Here is a 14,845-nt window from a genome sequence, read left to right as displayed (position 1 = left end):
CATCGGAAGACGCAGAAGGATAGATGGTGGAAGACAAACCAACGACGCTTCTCGCCGGGGTCGGCTGCCCTGCCGATATTCGAGGCTTCACCACGGATGAACTGAAGCGGCTCGCCCAAGAGGTCCGCGACGAGACCATCCGGGTGGTGTCGATCGCCGGCGGCCACCTGGGGGCCAGCCTGGGGGTGGTCGAGCTTTCCGTGGCGCTGCATCACGTCTTCGACACCCCCAACGACCGCCTGATCTGGGATGTCGGCCACCAGTGCTACCCGCACAAGATCCTGACCGGACGGCGCGAGATGATGCGCACGCTCCGCCAGGGCGAGGGCGTCTCCGGCTTCACCAAGCGCTCGGAAAGCCCCTACGATCCCTTCGGGGCCGGCCACAGTTCGACCTCGATCTCGGCCGGGCTGGGCATGGCGGTGGCCCGCGACCTGACCGGCGAAAAGCGCAACGTGATCGCCGTCATCGGCGACGGCGCGATGAGCGCCGGCATGGCCTACGAGGCGATGAACAACGCCGGTTCCTCGGATGCCCGCCTCATCGTCGTTCTCAACGACAACGACATGTCGATCGCGCCGCCGGTCGGCGCCATGAGCGCCTATCTGTCGCGCCTGATTTCGTCGCGCTCCTATCGCTCCATCCGCCAGTTCGGCATGGAGGTGGCCAAGAAATTTCCGCGCAGCCTGGAGAAGGCGGCGCTGAAGGCCGAGGAATACGCCCGCGGACTGGTCACCGGCGGCACGCTGTTCGAGGAAATGGGCTTTTTCTACGTCGGGCCCATCGATGGCCACAATCTCGACCACCTGCTGCCGATCTTCAAGAACATCCGCGACCATCGGGAAGAGGGGCCGATCCTGATCCACGTGGTGACGCGCAAGGGCCACGGCTATGCGCCGGCCGAAGCCTCGCCCGACAAGTACCACGGGGTCGGCAAGTTCGACGTGGTGACCGGCGAGCTTTACAAGACCAAGAGCAACGCCCCCAGCTACACCAAGATCTTTTCCCGTGCCATCGTCGAGCAGGCCGAGAAGGACGACAAGATCGTCGCGGTGACGGCGGCGATGCCGTCCGGAACCGGCCTCGACGAGTTCGCCAAGCGGTTTCCGCGGCGGTTCTTCGACGTCGGCATCGCCGAGCAGCATGCCGTGACGTTCGCCGCCGGCATGGCCTGCGACGGCCTGAAGCCGTTTGCCGCCCTCTATTCGACCTTCCTGCAGCGGGCCTATGACCAGGTGGTGCACGACGTCGCCATCCAAAGCCTGCCGGTGCGCTTCGCCATCGACAGGGCCGGCTACGTCGGGGCCGACGGGGCCACCCACTGCGGGGCCTACGACCTCGCTTATCTCTGCTGCCTGCCGGGGTTCGTCGTCATGGCGGCGGCCGACGAGGCCGAGTTGATCCATATGGTGGCCACCGCGGCCGCCATCGACGACAGGCCGTGCGCTTTCCGCTATCCGCGCGGCGACGGCGTCGGGGTCGAACTGCCGGCGGCGGGCGTTGCGCTCGAGATCGGCAAGGGGCGGATCGTGCGCGAGGGCACCAAGGTCGCCGTGCTCAGCCTGGGCACCCGCTTGGCCGATGCCCAGAAGGCGGCCGAGGAACTGGCCGCCCGGGGGCTGCCGACGACCGTCGCCGACGCCCGCTTCGCCAAGCCGTTCGACCAGGACCTGGTGCGCCGGCTGGCTCGCGAGCACGAGGTGCTGATCACCATCGAGGAGGGGGCGACCGGCGGCTTCGGCTCGCACGTCACGCACTTCCTGGCCGGCGAGGGGCTGCTGGACGGCGGGCTGAAGTTCCGCACCATGACCATGCCCGACTCCTTCCTCGAACAGGACTCGGTGCCCAACCAGTACGAAAAGGCCGGCTTGACCGCGCGGCATATCGTCGGCGTCGCGCTGACGGCCCTGGGCCGCGCCAACGAAGCCGCCGCCGCCCGGAGGGCCTGACCGGCAGGGGCATCGTCGCCGGACGTCCGTTGCGGAGCGGATTTTGTGCGTGCGGTCCGGGGCGGGCCGACGTATAACCGCGCCCCCATGACATACGAACCCATTGATCATCATGCCGCATCCGGCGGTGCGGCCACCCTTTCGCCCTGGCGGAACGAAGCCGGGGCGATGACGGCCCTGGCGTGGCCGTTGGTCCTGGCCTTCCTCAGCGAGACGGCGATCGACGTGGTCGACATCATCGTCATCGGCCTGCTGGGAGCCGAAGCGGTGGCCGCCGCCGCGCTCGGCACCATGTCGTTCTTCATGATGCTGATCGTCATCCTGGGGGTGACGCTGGCGACGGCGCCGCTGGCCGCCCAGGCGATGGGCGCGCGCCAGCCCCGCCAGGTCCGGCGTGTCATCCGGCAGGGGCTTTGGGTCACTCTGCTGCTCAGCCTGCCGGCCAGTGCCGTTCTGTTCACGGCGGACAGCGTGCTGATCGCCCTCGACCAGCCGGCGGTGGCCTCGCACGCGGCGCAGGAATACCTGGCCTATCGGGCCTGGGCGTTGGCGCCGGCCGTCGCTTTCGTGGTGCTGCGCAACTTCGCCGCCGTACTCAACCGGCCGCGTCTGGGGCTGTGGGTGATCCTCGCCGCCATCCCCTTGAACGGATTCCTCGACTACGGGCTGGTCCTGGGCCGTTTCGGCCTGCCGCGCATGGGCATTGCCGGTGCCGGGCTGGCCAGCCTGATCGCCAGCACGGTCTCGTTCCTGATCATGCTGTGGATCGCGCTGACCGTCCGTCCGCTCAGCCGCTACACCGTCCTGGGCAGGTTCTGGCGGCCGGACTGGTCGGTGTTCCTGCGAATCTTCCGGGTCGGCCTGCCGATTGCCGGCATTATGCTGGTCGAGTTCGGCTTGGTCGGCGGGTCGTTGCTGATGATCGGATGGATCGGGCCGAACGCCCTGGCCGCCCATCAGATCGCGATCATGCTGGCCTCGGTGACATTCAAGGTGCCGTTGGGGATTTCCCAGGCGGCGACCGTGCGTGTCGGTCACGCGGCGGGGCGCCGCGACGTTGCCGGGGTGGCGCGGGCCGGTTGGGTTGCCTTCGCGATGGGACTCGCCTTCATGGGCCTGGCCTCCATCGTCATGTGGGCCTGGCCCGATGCCCTGGTCGGGATCTTTCTCGACAAGTCCGACGCGGGGAACGTTGAGGTCATGGCCCTGGCCGCCTCTCTGATCATGGTCGCCGCGGTTTTCCAGATCTGGGACGGGGCGCAGACCATCGGCGCCGGCGTCCTGCGCGGGCTGAGCGATACCGCCATCCCGATGTCCTTTGCCGCCTTCGGGTTCTGGGGACTGGGCCTGCCCTGCGGTTATCTGCTGGGGATCGCCATGGGGCTGGGGGCCGTCGGCATCTGGATCGGCATGACCATCGGCCTATTCGGCGTCGCCGTGTTCCATGTCGTGCGTTTCCGACTGCTGACCCGCCGGGGCTATCTGCCGAGGCTTGCGCCGGACTGACCCTCGGCCCAGATTGACCGGCCATGAGCTCCAAGACACGCCTCGATCACCTGCTCGTCGAACGCGGCTTGGCCGAAAGCCGCACCCGTGCCCAGGCCCTGGTCATGGCCGGCCTCGTCTATTCCCAGGAACGACGGCTGGCCAAGCCGTTCGACCGGGACCTGGTGCGCCGGCTGGCTCGCGAGCACGAGGTGCTGATCACCATCGAGGAGGGGGCGACCGGCGGCTTCGGCTCGCACGTCACGCACTTCCTGGCCGGCGAGGGGCTGCTGGACGGCGGGCTGAAGTTCCGCACCATGACCATGCCCGACTCCTTCCTCGAACAGGACACGGTGCCCAACCAGTACGAAAAGGCCGGCTTGACCGCGCGGCACATCGTCGGCGTCGCGCTGACGGCCCTGGGCCGCGCCAACGAAGCCGCCGCCGCCCGGAGGGCCTGACCGGCAGGGGCATCGTCGCCGGACGTCCGTTGCGGAGCGGATTTTGTGCGTGCTGTCCGGGGCGGGCCGACGTATAACCGCGCCCCCATGACATACGAACCCATTGATCATCATGCCGCATCCGGCGGTGCGGCCACCTTTTCACCCTGGCGGAACGAAGCCGGGGCGATGACGGCCCTGGCGTGGCCGTTGGCCCTGACGTTCCTCTGCGAGTCGGCGATTTCGGCGGTCGACGTCGCCTTCATCGGACGGCTGGGCGGCGACTCGCTGGCCGGCGTCTCGTTGGCCGCGACGGCCTACTTCGTCTTCTACCTGCTCGCCATCGGCATCGTCCTCGCCTCCGCGCCGCTGGCCGCCCAGGCGATGGGGGCCCGGCTTCCCCGCCAGGTCCGCCGGGTGGTGCGCCAGGGCCTGTGGATCGCCATCCTGCTCGGCGTGCCGTCGAGCTTCGCCTTGATGGGGGTGGAGCCGGTTCTCAGGGCCCTTGGCCAGCCGCATGAGGCGGCGCGGCTGGCCGACGACTATCTGGATTTCTTCGGATGGTCGCTGCCTTGGGGCCTCGGCCTCGTGGTTTTGCGCAACTTCGCCGCCGTGCTCGGCCGGCCGAGGCTGGGCTTATGGATCATTGCCGCCGGCATTCCCCTCAACGCCGTGCTGGATTACGGGCTGATCTTCGGGCACCTCGGCATGCCGCGCCTGGAACTGGCCGGCGCCGGCATCGCCAGCGTCATCGCCCAGGCGGCCATGTTCGGTGCCATGCTGACGGTCGTCCTCGTGGTGCGGCCGTTGTCGCGCTATCAAATTCTCGGCCGGTTCTGGCGGCCCGACTGGACGGTCTTCCTGCGGATCTTCCGCCTGGGCTTGCCGATCGCCGGCATCATGATGCTGGAATTCGGCCTGTTCTTCGTTTCGTCGATAATGATCGGCTGGATGGGGTCGACCGCGCTCGCCGCCCACCAGATCGCCATGACCCTGGCGACGCTGACCTTCAGGGTTCCCATGGGCATCGCCCAGGCGGCCACCGTCAGGGTCGGCCACGCGGCGGGGCGGCGGGACGCGGGCGGGGTGATGCGGGCGGGCTGGACGGCCCTTGCCATGGGCGTGGCGTTCATGGTGCTGGCCAGCTGCGCCATGTGGGGTTGGCCGCAAGCCCTGGTGGCCGTCTTCCTCGATTCGTCCCAGCCCGGCAACGCCGAGGTGGCCGTCCTGGCCGCCGCCCTGGTCTTGGTGGCGGCGGTCTTCCAGGTGGCCGACGGCGCCCAGAACATCGGCGCCGGCGTGCTGCGGGGCCTCAGCGACACGACGGTTCCCATGGCTCTCGCCGCGGTCGGCTACATCGCCATCGGCATTCCCGCCGCCTACCTGCTGGCCTTCCCCGGGAACCTGGGCGCCGTCGGGGTGTGGATGGGCATGGCCATCGCCTTGTTCGGCGTCGCCGCCTGCCACGTGGTCCGCTTCGCCTGGCTGGTGCGGCGGCGTCGCCTCCCCCGGCAACCGCCCGCCTGATGGCCGGGGGTTGCGCGGGAACGGCGCTTGCCCCACCATCGCGGCCGTCCCGCAGGCGAAGGCGCCATGGATAAGAAGACTCGCCTCGATCAACTGCTCGTCGAACGCGGCCTGGCCGAAAGCCGCACCCGCGCCCAGGCCCTGGTCATGGCCGGCCTCGTCTATTCCCAGGAGCGCCGCCTGGACAAGCCTGGCATGGCGGTGGCCGCCGATCTGCCGCTGGAGGTGCGCGGGCGCGACCACCCGTGGGTGTCGCGCGGCGGCGTCAAGCTGGCCCATGGGCTGGACCACTTCGCCGTCGATCCGAAGGGCTGGATCTGCCTCGATATCGGGGCCTCGACCGGCGGCTTCACCGACGTGCTCCTCAGCCGCGGCGCCGCCAAGGTCTATGCGGTCGACGTCGGGCAGGGCCAGCTGGCCTGGAAGCTGCGCCAGGACGCGCGCGTGGTGGTGCTGGAAAAGACCAATGCCCGCCACCTGACGGCCGAACAGGTGCCCGATCCGATCGACCTGGTGGTGTGCGATGCCAGCTTTATCGGGCTGCAAACCCTGCTGCCGGCGCCTCTCGCCCTGGCCAGGCCGGGCGCCATGTTGATTTCCCTGATCAAGCCGCAGTTCGAGGTCGGCAAGGGCAACGTGGGCAAGGGCGGCGTGGTGCGCGACCCGGCGCTGCACGAGGACGTCTGCGAGCGCATCTCGGCCTGGCTGGCGGGGCTGCCCGGATGGTCGGTCCTGGACCTCACCGCAAGCCCCATCCTCGGCCCCGACGGCAACAAGGAATTCCTGATCGCGGCGGCGAAGGCGCGCTAACTCCGTCGTCATTCCCGCGCACGCGGGTGTCCGAAGGTGACGCGCAGCGTCAATCCAGGCGGAGCCGGGCCCTGGACTCCCGCCTTCGCGGGAGTGACGATGAAGGGGTCAGCGGCGGCCAAGTCGGAGGAGGAGCCATGACGTTCGAACAGCACGTCGAGCGCCAGATCGTCGACCTGCGCGACCGGCCATGGCCGGCGCTCGAACGGGCGGTCGCGGCCCGCCGGCTGGCCTGGGCCGATGCCCATCGGCAGCGGTTCACCGGAACCTCGGCGCCGACCCCGCGGCAGGCGTTCGATCTGTTGTTCCTCGACTACATGGGGCTCGACGCCCGCGACCTTCCCATCGTCGCCGAAAGCGACGACGAGATCGTCTGGGAATCGCGCAACCCGTGTCCGACGGTCGAGGCCTGCCGGGCGCTGGGGCTCGACACCCGCAAGGTCTGCCGGGCAGTTTACGAGAAATCGACCCAGGCGCTGGTCTCGCGCCTCGACCCCCGGCTGCGTTTCCTCAGGGACTACACCCGCATCCGCCCGCACGCCGATCATTGCCGGGAGCGTATCGTGCGCCTCGATTTCGATGAACTGATGGGCATGGCGCTGGAGGAGGCCCGGTTGTCGCGGGCCGGGGGCAACAAGGGCTATGGCGCCGTCGTCGCGCTGGGACGCGACGTGGTTGCGCGGGCCCACGACACGGCCGCCACCGAGGGGGACCCGAGCCTGCACGCCGAGGTCAACGCGATACGCGCCGCCGTTCGCCGGCTGGGCGATGCGAACTTGGGCGGCTGCGTCCTGGTTTCGACCTGCGAGCCCTGCCCGATGTGCGCCTCGCTCGCCGTGTGGGCCAGCGTCTCGGCCGTCGTCTTCGGCGCCTCCATCGCGGAAACCATGGCGCTGGGCCGCACGCGCATCGACCTCGGCTGCGAGGAGATTATCGCCAAATCGCCCGTGATCATGGAAGTGATCGGCGGCGTGCGGGCGGAGGAATGCCTGGCGCTTTATGCCTAGGCCCCGCACTGTCCCCGCTGGCGCAGCAGGTGGTCGGCCAGCACCATGGCCAGCATGGCCTCGCCGACCGGGACCGCGCGGATGCCGACGCAGGGGTCGTGGCGGCCCTTGGTGACGATCTCGGTGTCTTCGCCGGCAACCGTGACGGTGCGGCGCGGCGTCAGGATCGAGCTGGTTGGCTTGACGGTGAAGCGCGCCACGATGTCCTGGCCCGAGGAGATGCCGCCCAGGATGCCGCCGGCGTTGTTGGAAAGGAACATCGGGCGGCCGTCCGTGCCCATGCGCATCTCGTCGGCGTTCTCCGGGCCGGTCAGGGTGGCAGAGGCCATGCCGGCCCCGATCTCGACGGCCTTGACGGCCGGGATGCTCATCAGGGCCTTGGCGATGTCGGCGTCCAGCTTGTCGAACACCGGCTCGCCCAGCCCGGCCGGCACGCCCGAGGCGATCACCTCGATGACGGCGCCGACGCTGGAGCCGGCCTTGCGCACCTCGTCAAGGTAGCCCTCCCACCGCTCGGCCATGGCGGCATCGGGGCACGAGAAGGGGTTGGCCGAAACCGCCGCCCAGTCCCAGCGGGTCCGCTCGATGGCATGCGGGCCGATCTGCACCAATGCGCCGCGCACCTGGACGGTTTCGCCCAGCACCTTCCTGGCGATGGCGCCGGCCGCCACCCTGACGGCGGTTTCGCGCGCACTGGAGCGGCCGCCGCCGCGATAGTCGCGCAGGCCGTACTTCTTGAGGTAGGCGTAATCGGCGTGCCCCGGGCGGAACTTGTCCTTGATCTCGGAATAGTCCCTGGAACGGGCGTCCTGGTTGCGGATCAGAAGGCCGATCGGCGTGCCGGTGGTCAGCCCCTCGAAGACGCCCGACAGGATCTCGACGGTGTCGGGCTCGCGGCGCTGGCTGGTGTGGCGGCTTTGCCCGGTGCGCCGGCGCTCCAGGTCGGCCTGGATGTCGGCTTCGGCGAGCGGAATGCCCGGCGGCACGCCGTCGACGACGCCGCCGATGGCCGGCCCGTGGCTTTCGCCGAAGGTCATCACCCGAAAGAGCTGGCCGAAGGTGTTACCGGGCATGGTGGTTACGCCTTTTTTCCCTCTCCGCCCGCGAGGGGGGCGGGGGTCGGGTATCGCGCGCTCTTTTTCGTCACTCCCGCGAACGCGGGAGTCCAGGATTTGGCGCCCGTCTGGATTCCCGCTTCCGCGGGAATGACGAACGGTGAAAAGAGCGCGTGGGGCCTGCCCATCGAATCGCCGCCTAAATCGTCGCGATGTCGGGCGCGTCCACCGCCTTCATGCCGACGATGTGGTATCCGCAGTCGACATGATGGGTTTCGCCGGTGACGCCGGAAGAAAGCGGACTCAGCAGGTAAAGCCCCGAGCCGCCGATGTCTTCCAGCGTCACGTTGCGGCGCAGGGGCGAATTGTATTCGTTCCACTTGAGGATATAGCGGAAGTCGCCGATTCCCGAGGCGGCCAGCGTCTTCATCGGTCCGGCCGAAAGCGCGTTGACGCGGATCTTCTGCTTGCCCAGGTCCTCGGCCAGGTAGCGCACGGAAGCTTCCAGCGCCGCCTTGGCGACGCCCATGACGTTGTAGTGCGGCGTCACCCGCTCGGCCCCCAGGTAGGTCAGCGTCAGCAGCGTCCCGCCGTCGGCCATCAGGGCGGCGGCGCGCTGGCAGACGGCGGTGAACGAGAAGACCGAGATGTGCATCGTCTTCGTGAAGTTCTCCAGCGTCGTGTTGAGGTAGCGGCCCTTCAGCTCCTCCTTGTCGGAGTAGGCGATGGCGTGCACCACGAAATCGAGCTTGCCCCAGGTCTTCTTCAGGCTTTCGAAAACGGCGTCGACGGAGGCCATGTCCATGACGTCGCAGGGCAGCACGATCTGCGATCCGACCGATGCGGCCAGCGGTTGCACCCGCTTCTGAAGGGCCTCGCCCTGGTAGGTGAAGGCCAGTTCGGCGCCCTGGGCATGGGTGGCGCGGGCGATTGCCCAGGCGATCGACCGATCATTGGCGACGCCCATGATCAGTCCCTTCTTGCCGGCCATCAACGGTGTGGAATCAATCATGAATCCCCCTAGAGATCGAACAACGTGCCAGGGCATGCCCCCGAAGCACGGGCATCCTACACGATACATTAGAAAAAAAGCAAAAGGCGACGGACGCCTCTCGTTTTCGCCGGTTTCGCAGCCGGCGATCCAGGCAACCGGGGGTTATTACTAGATTGCCGGGGGGTTGGGGAAGAGGCAGAATCCTTTCTGCATGGCATCTTGCTTGCCGTGCGCAAAAGCCATGACCCGAACCGTCCATGCGGACGGGGGAAGGGCAGGCCGACCTTGCGGAGGAGACCGAGATCGTGAATCAGATATCTGGAGGGCGTCGGCCCTCGCGGACGCCGGCCGTCGAGCGCGACAACGCGGCGTTCCGGGAGCGGCTGGCCTTCCTGCGTTTGGACGCGGCGGCGCTGGCCGAACTGCGCGAACTCTGGCCCGTCGTCGAGCCCCATATCGGCTCCATCCTCCAGGGGTTCTACGACCACCTGTTCAAGATCAGGCACCTGGCGGCGATGATCGGCGACCGCAAGCGGGTCCCCGGCATCATCGAAAGCCAGCGCAAGCACTGGTCCCACCTGTTCAACGGGTTGACCGACGACGTGTTCTTCGAGGAAGCGAAGGCCATCGGCCACGCCCACCATCGCATCGGCCTCGAACAGCAGTGGTACATGGGCGGCTACGCCTACATCCTGGGTCGCCTGGCCGAGGCGGTGGTGCAGAAATTCCGCCTGCGCCCGGCCCGCCAGGCCGCCGCCATCAACGTCATCCAACGGGCGGTCTTCCTCGACATGGACGTGGCCCTTTCGGTCTATCACGACCTGGTCGAGCAGGGGCATACGACCGAACACAAGCGCCGTGCCGCCCTGATCGGCGATTTCAACACGGCGGCGTCGGGCCTGCTGCAAAGCGTCGCCTCCGCCGCCGACCAGATGGAGGGCTCCTCCAAGGTCATGAGCTCGAACGCGACGGACACCATCCAGAAAGCGAGCGCCGTCGTCGCCGCCGCCGAGGAGATGTCGGCCAGCGTCGAAACGGTCGCCGCCGCCACCGAGGAACTGTCCAGTTCGGTCAACGAGATCGGCCGCCAGGTCAACCATTCCGCCAAGATCGCCACCGAGGCCGTCGAAGAGGCGCAGCGCGTCAGCGGCATGGTCGACGGCCTGGCCGCGGCCGTCGAGAAGATCGGCAAGGTGGTCGAACTGATCACCGACATCGCCGACCAGACCAACCTGCTGGCGCTCAATGCCACCATCGAGGCGGCGCGGGCCGGCGAGGCGGGCAAGGGCTTCGCGGTGGTGGCTTCCGAGGTCAAGAACCTGGCCAATCAGACGGCCAAGGCGACCGACGAGATCGGCGCCCAGATCACCGACATCCAGTCGGCCACCGCGCTGGCCGTGGAGTCCATCGGGGGCATCCAGAAGACCATCCACAACATCAACGGCATCACCAGCGGCATCGCCTCGGCCGTCGAGGAACAAAGCGCCGCGACGAAGGAAATCGCCCACAACATCACGCAGACGTCGCGGGCCGCGCAGGAGGTGTCCGGCAACATCGTCGCGGTGACGGCGGCGGCGAACCGCACCGGCTCGGAGTCGGCCCAGGTCCTGACAGCCGCCCAGTCGGTGAACGCCCAGGCGGCGACCCTGCGCGACAGGACCGTCGAATTCCTCGACGGGATCGACGCCTGATCCATAATTTCGGGGACAGCATATTTAACTCAGGGTATTTCGGGGACACCATACTTAATTCACAAGAGTTTCGTCGCTGCCCAGGGCGAAGAAAGAAGGTGAATTAAGTATGGTGTCCCCGAAATAAACTGCTGTCCCCGAAATTGCCCCGAAATAAACGATCCCGTTTCCCCGGTTTCCGGCGCGTCACCGTTTCGGCGTATACTCGGTGAACGCGTCGTGCATTCGCGGAAATGGAGAGGGGGATGAAGGAGCCGGCCCCGGAAGATTTCGCCAATCGCAGGCCGGGCCGCGTCCCGGCGATGGCCGGCGGGGCCGCGCGCCTGGCCGCCCTGGTGTGGCGACGGTTCGACGAGGAGGGATGCTTTCGGATGTCGGCATCCTTGAGCTACACGTCGCTGCTGGCGGTCGTGCCCTTGACCGCCATCGGCTTTTCGATGCTGGCGGCCTTCCCGGTGTTCGAGGGCATCCGTTACCAGTTCCAGGACGTCCTTTTTTCCAATTTCCTGCCGCAGTCGGCCGATACCCTCAAGGACTATTTCGACAAGTTTGTCGAGAACGCCGCCCGCCTGACCGCCTTCGGCATCGTCGGCCTGGCGGTGACCGCCATTCTGCTGCTGGGAACCATCGAGGCCGACCTCAACGCCATTTTCCGGGTCGGCAGAACCCGCGCGCTGGCGCCTCGCCTGCTGGTGTTCTGGGCGCTGATCACCCTGGGGCCCCTGTTGCTGGGGGCCAGCCTCTCGCTCAGCACCTACTTTTTCGCCCTGACCCGATGGGTGGGAGCGGACGCCGTGCCCGACTCCGTCGCCATCCTGAGCAGCACCGTGCCGACCGTCATCATGGTCGTGGCATTGACGCTCTGCTATTGGGTCGTTCCCAATCGCCGAGTCCGCCTGTGCGATGCCTTCATGGGCGGACTCGTCGCCGGCGTGCTGTTCTCCGCCCTGCGCGCGGGCTTTGGCTTCTACGTCGCCAACTTTCCGACCTATCAGCATGTTTACGGGGCGGTCTCGGCCGTGCCGATCTTCCTGGTCTGGATGTACCTGTCGTGGGTCGTCGTCCTCATGGGGGCCAGTCTGGTGGCGGTCTCCGGAGAATGGCGCGTGGGCGTCCGCGAGGCGACCGGGCCGGTCGATTGCGGGCGGCGGCTGATCGCCGGGCTGGAAGTGCTGTCGATGCTGCGCAACGCGGGCAACGCGGGGCGGGGGATGTCGCGCAACGACATCCTCGAGGCCAGCGGCCTCGACGGCGCCACCGTCGACCGGCTGCTTCTGGCCTTCCAGCGCCACGGCTACGCCGATCGCACCGAGCGCCACGGCTGGGTGCTGGTCGGCGACCTGTCGGGCGTCACGCTCTACGATTTCATGCTGTTCCTGGACGTGGCGATCCAGCCGGCGAACGCCGAATCGCGCCCGCCGGCCTGGCGGGCGCGATTGGCGGACGAACTGGCCGTCATGGCCCAGGCGCAAAAAGAGGCCGCCAGCACATCCCTGCGGGATCTGCTCGGCGGTTCGGATGCGGCGAAGGGCGAGGGACCTCGGCCGGCGGTCAAGCGGGACGTCGAATGACGGGCGGACGCGGCCGCCCGATCAGTTGACGACCTTCCACGAGCCGTCGGCCTGCCGGCAGGCGGTTCCGTAAGCCTGTTCCTGTTTGCCGCCGACGGTGACCGTCTGCTGGTACTCGCGGCACAGCGCGCCGGTCTGCGTGTCGGTGCCGCTGCGCACCGGGATGACCGCGCCGGAATTGCCGGTGTTGGCGTTCTCCCAGCGAATCGTCTGCCCGGTGTTGAGCGCCTGCTCGCTGGCCTGCGTGGCGCGGATGCGGTCCACGTCGTCCATGCTTTTGCCGACTTCGCTGCCGAGCAGGCCGCCAAGCAGAACGCCGACCGCCGTCGCCGCCAGCTGTCCCGAACCGCCGCCGAATTGCGATCCGGCCAAACCGCCGGCTGCGGCGCCGATCAGCGCGCCGCCGGTCTGCCTGGGACGGTTCTGGTAGTCGGCACAGCCCGAAGCCGCCACCATCACGGTGGCAAGCGCCAGAACCAAAACCTTTTTCGACGTCATGTCATTCCTCCGGTCGAACATTTGCCAATCTGGCACCAACAGAACTTCCCCGTCTCCCACCGGCCCCTATAGATATGTCAGGGCATGCGGCCGGCACAATAGTCTGCGGGGCACAGATCCATTGGCATGCCATCATGGCAGCTTTATGGTGGCGCGCATCGCACCGTTGATGGAGATACCGCCGCCGTGACGAACGATCCCTTCGGCCTGTTCAGGCAGTGGCTGGCCGACGCCGAGAAGAGCGAACCCAACGATCCCAACGCCATGGCGCTCGCCACCGCCGACGCCGAGGGCCGGCCCAGCGTGCGCATGGTCCTTCTGAAGGGCGTCGACGAGCGCGGATTCGTCTTCTACACCAACCTCACCAGCCGCAAGGGCCAACAGCTGGCGGCCAACCCGCGGGTCGGCCTCTGTTTCCACTGGAAGACGCTGCGCAAGCAGGTCAACGTCGAGGGGCCGGTTTCCCCGGTCGACGCCGCCGAGGCCGATGCCTATTTCGCGTCGCGCGATCGCGGCAGCCAGATCGGCGCCTGGGCGTCCAAGCAGTCCCAGCCGCTGGACGGTCGCTTCGCCCTGGAAGGCCGGGTGGCGCAGTTCGCCGCCAAGTTCCACGTCGGCACGGTGCCGCGGCCGGAATTCTGGTCGGGCTTCCGGGTGGTGCCGGAACGGATCGAATTCTGGGAGGATCGGCCGTTCCGCCTGCACAATCGCCTGGTGTTCCAGCGAACCGACGGGGCTTGGCAAACCCAAAACCTGTTTCCGTGAGGAGGCCATGGCGGCGCCAGCGAAAGATGTCGGCAACGGCGGATCGGGTTTGATCCAGCGATCCGGGACATTGATGCGGTGGGCGACCTATGCATCGCTGTCGGTGGCCGGCATCCTGACGTTCGCCAAGCTGGGGGCCTGGCTGGCCACCGATTCGGTCAGCCTGCTGTCCACGCTGGTCGACTCGATGCTCGACGTCGGCGCTTCGGGCTTAAGCTTCCTGGCCGTCCGCCACGCCACGCAGCCGGCCGACCACGACCATCGCTTCGGACACGGCAAGGCCGAATCCCTAGGGGGATTGGGCCAGTCCGCCTTCGTTTTCGGATCGGGCGTCTTCGTCCTGGTCCAGGCCGTCCAGCGGCTGCTGTTTCCGGTCGAACTCGCCAACACCGAGGTCGGCTACGCCGTCATGACCATGGGCATGGTTCTCAGCGGCGCCCTCGTCCTTTTCCAGCGCTTTGTCGTGCGCAGGACGGGATCGGTGGCCATCGGCGCCGAGTCGCTCAATTACCAGAACGACATCCTGGTCAACGGCAGCGTCATGGTGTCGCTGGCGGTGACCACCGGCTTCGGCTGGCCGGCCGCCGATCCGCTGTTCGCCATCGGCATCGCCGCCTACATCATGTGGGGGGCGTGGCGGATCGGAACGCGGGCGCTCGACATCCTGATGGACAAGGAACTTCCCGACGACGACCGCGAGCGCATCCGCGGCCTGGCCTGCGACTGCAAGGGCGTGCGCGGCGTGCACGCCATCCGCACCCGCTCCTCGGGGCTCAGCCTCTTCATGCAGCTTCACGTCGAACTGGCCGACGACCTGCCGCTCAAGGAGGCCCACGACGTCGTCGAGGCCGTCGAGCGGGCCCTGGCGGGGGCCTATCCCAACGCCGACATCCTGATCCACGCCGACCCCGAAAGCGTGGTCCCGGCCGAACGGGCGGAACGGTAGAAAGAACAAACCCTCTCCGCCCTTTGAGGGGGGAGAGGGTGGCGCGAAGCGCCGGGTGAGGTGGGCAGGCCGTGGAGTTCCCCACCTCACCCCGGCCCTCTCCGCCC

The 14,845-nt window shown here is 67.9% G+C and carries 13 protein-coding genes; 10 read left to right on the top strand and 3 right to left on the bottom strand.

The window, feature by feature from the left end:
• Positions 1-23 precede the first annotated feature (23 nt).
• The 6 genes from dxs (at position 24) to ODR01_RS09235 (ending at position 7,218) form a co-directional block, all read left to right on the top strand.
• The gene (gene dxs, locus ODR01_RS09260; protein ID WP_316977354.1) at positions 24-1,949 is read left to right on the top strand and encodes a 1-deoxy-D-xylulose-5-phosphate synthase; all 1,926 of its coding nucleotides are present in this window, start codon (positions 24-26) and stop codon (positions 1,947-1,949) included.
• Between the two features lie 168 nt (positions 1,950-2,117).
• On the top strand, positions 2,118-3,455 hold the full coding sequence (locus tag ODR01_RS09255) for an MATE family efflux transporter (RefSeq protein ID WP_316977353.1): 1,338 nt from the start codon (positions 2,118-2,120) through the stop codon (positions 3,453-3,455).
• Positions 3,456-3,478: 23 nt separating this feature from the next.
• Positions 3,479-3,895: a transketolase C-terminal domain-containing protein gene (locus ODR01_RS09250; protein ID WP_316977352.1), complete on the top strand. Its 417-nt coding sequence runs from the start codon at positions 3,479-3,481 to the stop codon at positions 3,893-3,895.
• A gap of 168 nt (positions 3,896-4,063) precedes the next feature.
• Positions 4,064-5,401, top strand: coding sequence for an MATE family efflux transporter (locus tag ODR01_RS09245; protein ID WP_316977351.1), 1,338 nt, complete (start codon positions 4,064-4,066; stop codon positions 5,399-5,401).
• 66 nt (positions 5,402-5,467) lie between these two features.
• Complete coding sequence (locus ODR01_RS09240) at positions 5,468-6,211, top strand: TlyA family RNA methyltransferase (RefSeq protein ID WP_316977350.1); 744 nt, start codon at positions 5,468-5,470, stop codon at positions 6,209-6,211.
• A 137-nt stretch (positions 6,212-6,348) separates the two neighbouring features.
• Entirely contained in the window at positions 6,349-7,218 is an 870-nt protein-coding gene (locus tag ODR01_RS09235) for a nucleoside deaminase (protein ID WP_316977349.1), read from the top strand.
• On the opposite strand, the gene aroC is transcribed toward ODR01_RS09235, so the two are convergent.
• Entirely contained in the window at positions 7,215-8,291 is a 1,077-nt protein-coding gene (gene aroC / locus ODR01_RS09230; protein WP_316977348.1) for a chorismate synthase, read from the bottom strand. The genes ODR01_RS09235 and aroC overlap by 4 nt on opposite strands.
• A 181-nt stretch (positions 8,292-8,472) precedes the next feature.
• A complete protein-coding gene (gene fabI / locus ODR01_RS09225) occupies positions 8,473-9,285 on the bottom strand; it encodes an enoyl-ACP reductase FabI (RefSeq protein WP_316977347.1) in 813 nt (270 codons plus the stop codon).
• Positions 9,286-9,572: 287 nt separating this feature from the next.
• Here fabI and ODR01_RS09220 point away from each other — a divergent pair, with 287 nt between their 5' ends.
• Both ODR01_RS09220 and ODR01_RS09215 read left to right on the top strand, forming a co-directional pair.
• The gene (locus tag ODR01_RS09220; RefSeq protein WP_316977346.1) at positions 9,573-10,958 is read left to right on the top strand and encodes a globin-coupled sensor protein; all 1,386 of its coding nucleotides are present in this window, start codon (positions 9,573-9,575) and stop codon (positions 10,956-10,958) included.
• A gap of 245 nt (positions 10,959-11,203) precedes the next feature.
• Positions 11,204-12,529 carry a YihY family inner membrane protein gene (locus tag ODR01_RS09215; protein ID WP_316977345.1) on the top strand — a complete coding sequence of 442 codons (1,326 nt, stop codon included), beginning with the start codon at positions 11,204-11,206 and terminating at the stop codon, positions 12,527-12,529.
• Between the two features lie 21 nt (positions 12,530-12,550).
• Here the strand turns inward: ODR01_RS09215 and ODR01_RS09210 are convergent, their stop codons facing one another.
• Entirely contained in the window at positions 12,551-13,027 is a 477-nt protein-coding gene (locus ODR01_RS09210) for an RT0821/Lpp0805 family surface protein (RefSeq protein WP_316977344.1), read from the bottom strand.
• Positions 13,028-13,153: 126 nt separating this feature from the next.
• On the opposite strand from ODR01_RS09210, the gene pdxH reads away from it, so the two are divergent.
• The gene (gene pdxH, locus ODR01_RS09205; RefSeq protein WP_316977343.1) at positions 13,154-13,792 is read left to right on the top strand and encodes a pyridoxamine 5'-phosphate oxidase; all 639 of its coding nucleotides are present in this window, start codon (positions 13,154-13,156) and stop codon (positions 13,790-13,792) included.
• A gap of 7 nt (positions 13,793-13,799) precedes the next feature.
• A complete protein-coding gene (locus tag ODR01_RS09200) occupies positions 13,800-14,738 on the top strand; it encodes a cation diffusion facilitator family transporter (protein ID WP_316977342.1) in 939 nt (312 codons plus the stop codon).
• The last annotated feature ends 107 nt before the right edge of the window (positions 14,739-14,845 follow it).

The organism is Shumkonia mesophila, from assembly GCF_026163695.1.
GTDB classification, from domain to species: domain Bacteria; phylum Pseudomonadota; class Alphaproteobacteria; order Rhodospirillales; family Shumkoniaceae; genus Shumkonia; species Shumkonia mesophila.
Note: the sequence above shows the minus strand (reverse complement) of the source record. Positions and strands in the feature narration are given on the sequence as shown.

Excerpts from the sequence above, each read along its gene's own strand:
- dxs (WP_316977354.1), top strand. The coding sequence starts at position 24 with ATGGTGGAAGACAAACCAACGACGCTTCTCGCCGGGGTCGGCTGCCCT.
- ODR01_RS09255 (WP_316977353.1), top strand. The coding sequence starts at position 2,118 with ATGACGGCCCTGGCGTGGCCGTTGGTCCTGGCCTTCCTCAGCGAGACG.
- ODR01_RS09250 (WP_316977352.1), top strand. The coding sequence starts at position 3,479 with ATGAGCTCCAAGACACGCCTCGATCACCTGCTCGTCGAACGCGGCTTG.
- ODR01_RS09245 (WP_316977351.1), top strand. The coding sequence starts at position 4,064 with ATGACGGCCCTGGCGTGGCCGTTGGCCCTGACGTTCCTCTGCGAGTCG.
- ODR01_RS09240 (WP_316977350.1), top strand. The coding sequence starts at position 5,468 with ATGGATAAGAAGACTCGCCTCGATCAACTGCTCGTCGAACGCGGCCTG.
- ODR01_RS09235 (WP_316977349.1), top strand. The coding sequence starts at position 6,349 with ATGACGTTCGAACAGCACGTCGAGCGCCAGATCGTCGACCTGCGCGAC.
- aroC (WP_316977348.1), bottom strand. The coding sequence starts at position 8,291 with ATGCCCGGTAACACCTTCGGCCAGCTCTTTCGGGTGATGACCTTCGGC.
- fabI (WP_316977347.1), bottom strand. The coding sequence starts at position 9,285 with ATGATTGATTCCACACCGTTGATGGCCGGCAAGAAGGGACTGATCATG.
- ODR01_RS09215 (WP_316977345.1), top strand. The coding sequence starts at position 11,204 with ATGAAGGAGCCGGCCCCGGAAGATTTCGCCAATCGCAGGCCGGGCCGC.
- ODR01_RS09210 (WP_316977344.1), bottom strand. The coding sequence starts at position 13,027 with ATGACGTCGAAAAAGGTTTTGGTTCTGGCGCTTGCCACCGTGATGGTG.
- pdxH (WP_316977343.1), top strand. The coding sequence starts at position 13,154 with ATGCCATCATGGCAGCTTTATGGTGGCGCGCATCGCACCGTTGATGGA.
- ODR01_RS09200 (WP_316977342.1), top strand. The coding sequence starts at position 13,800 with ATGGCGGCGCCAGCGAAAGATGTCGGCAACGGCGGATCGGGTTTGATC.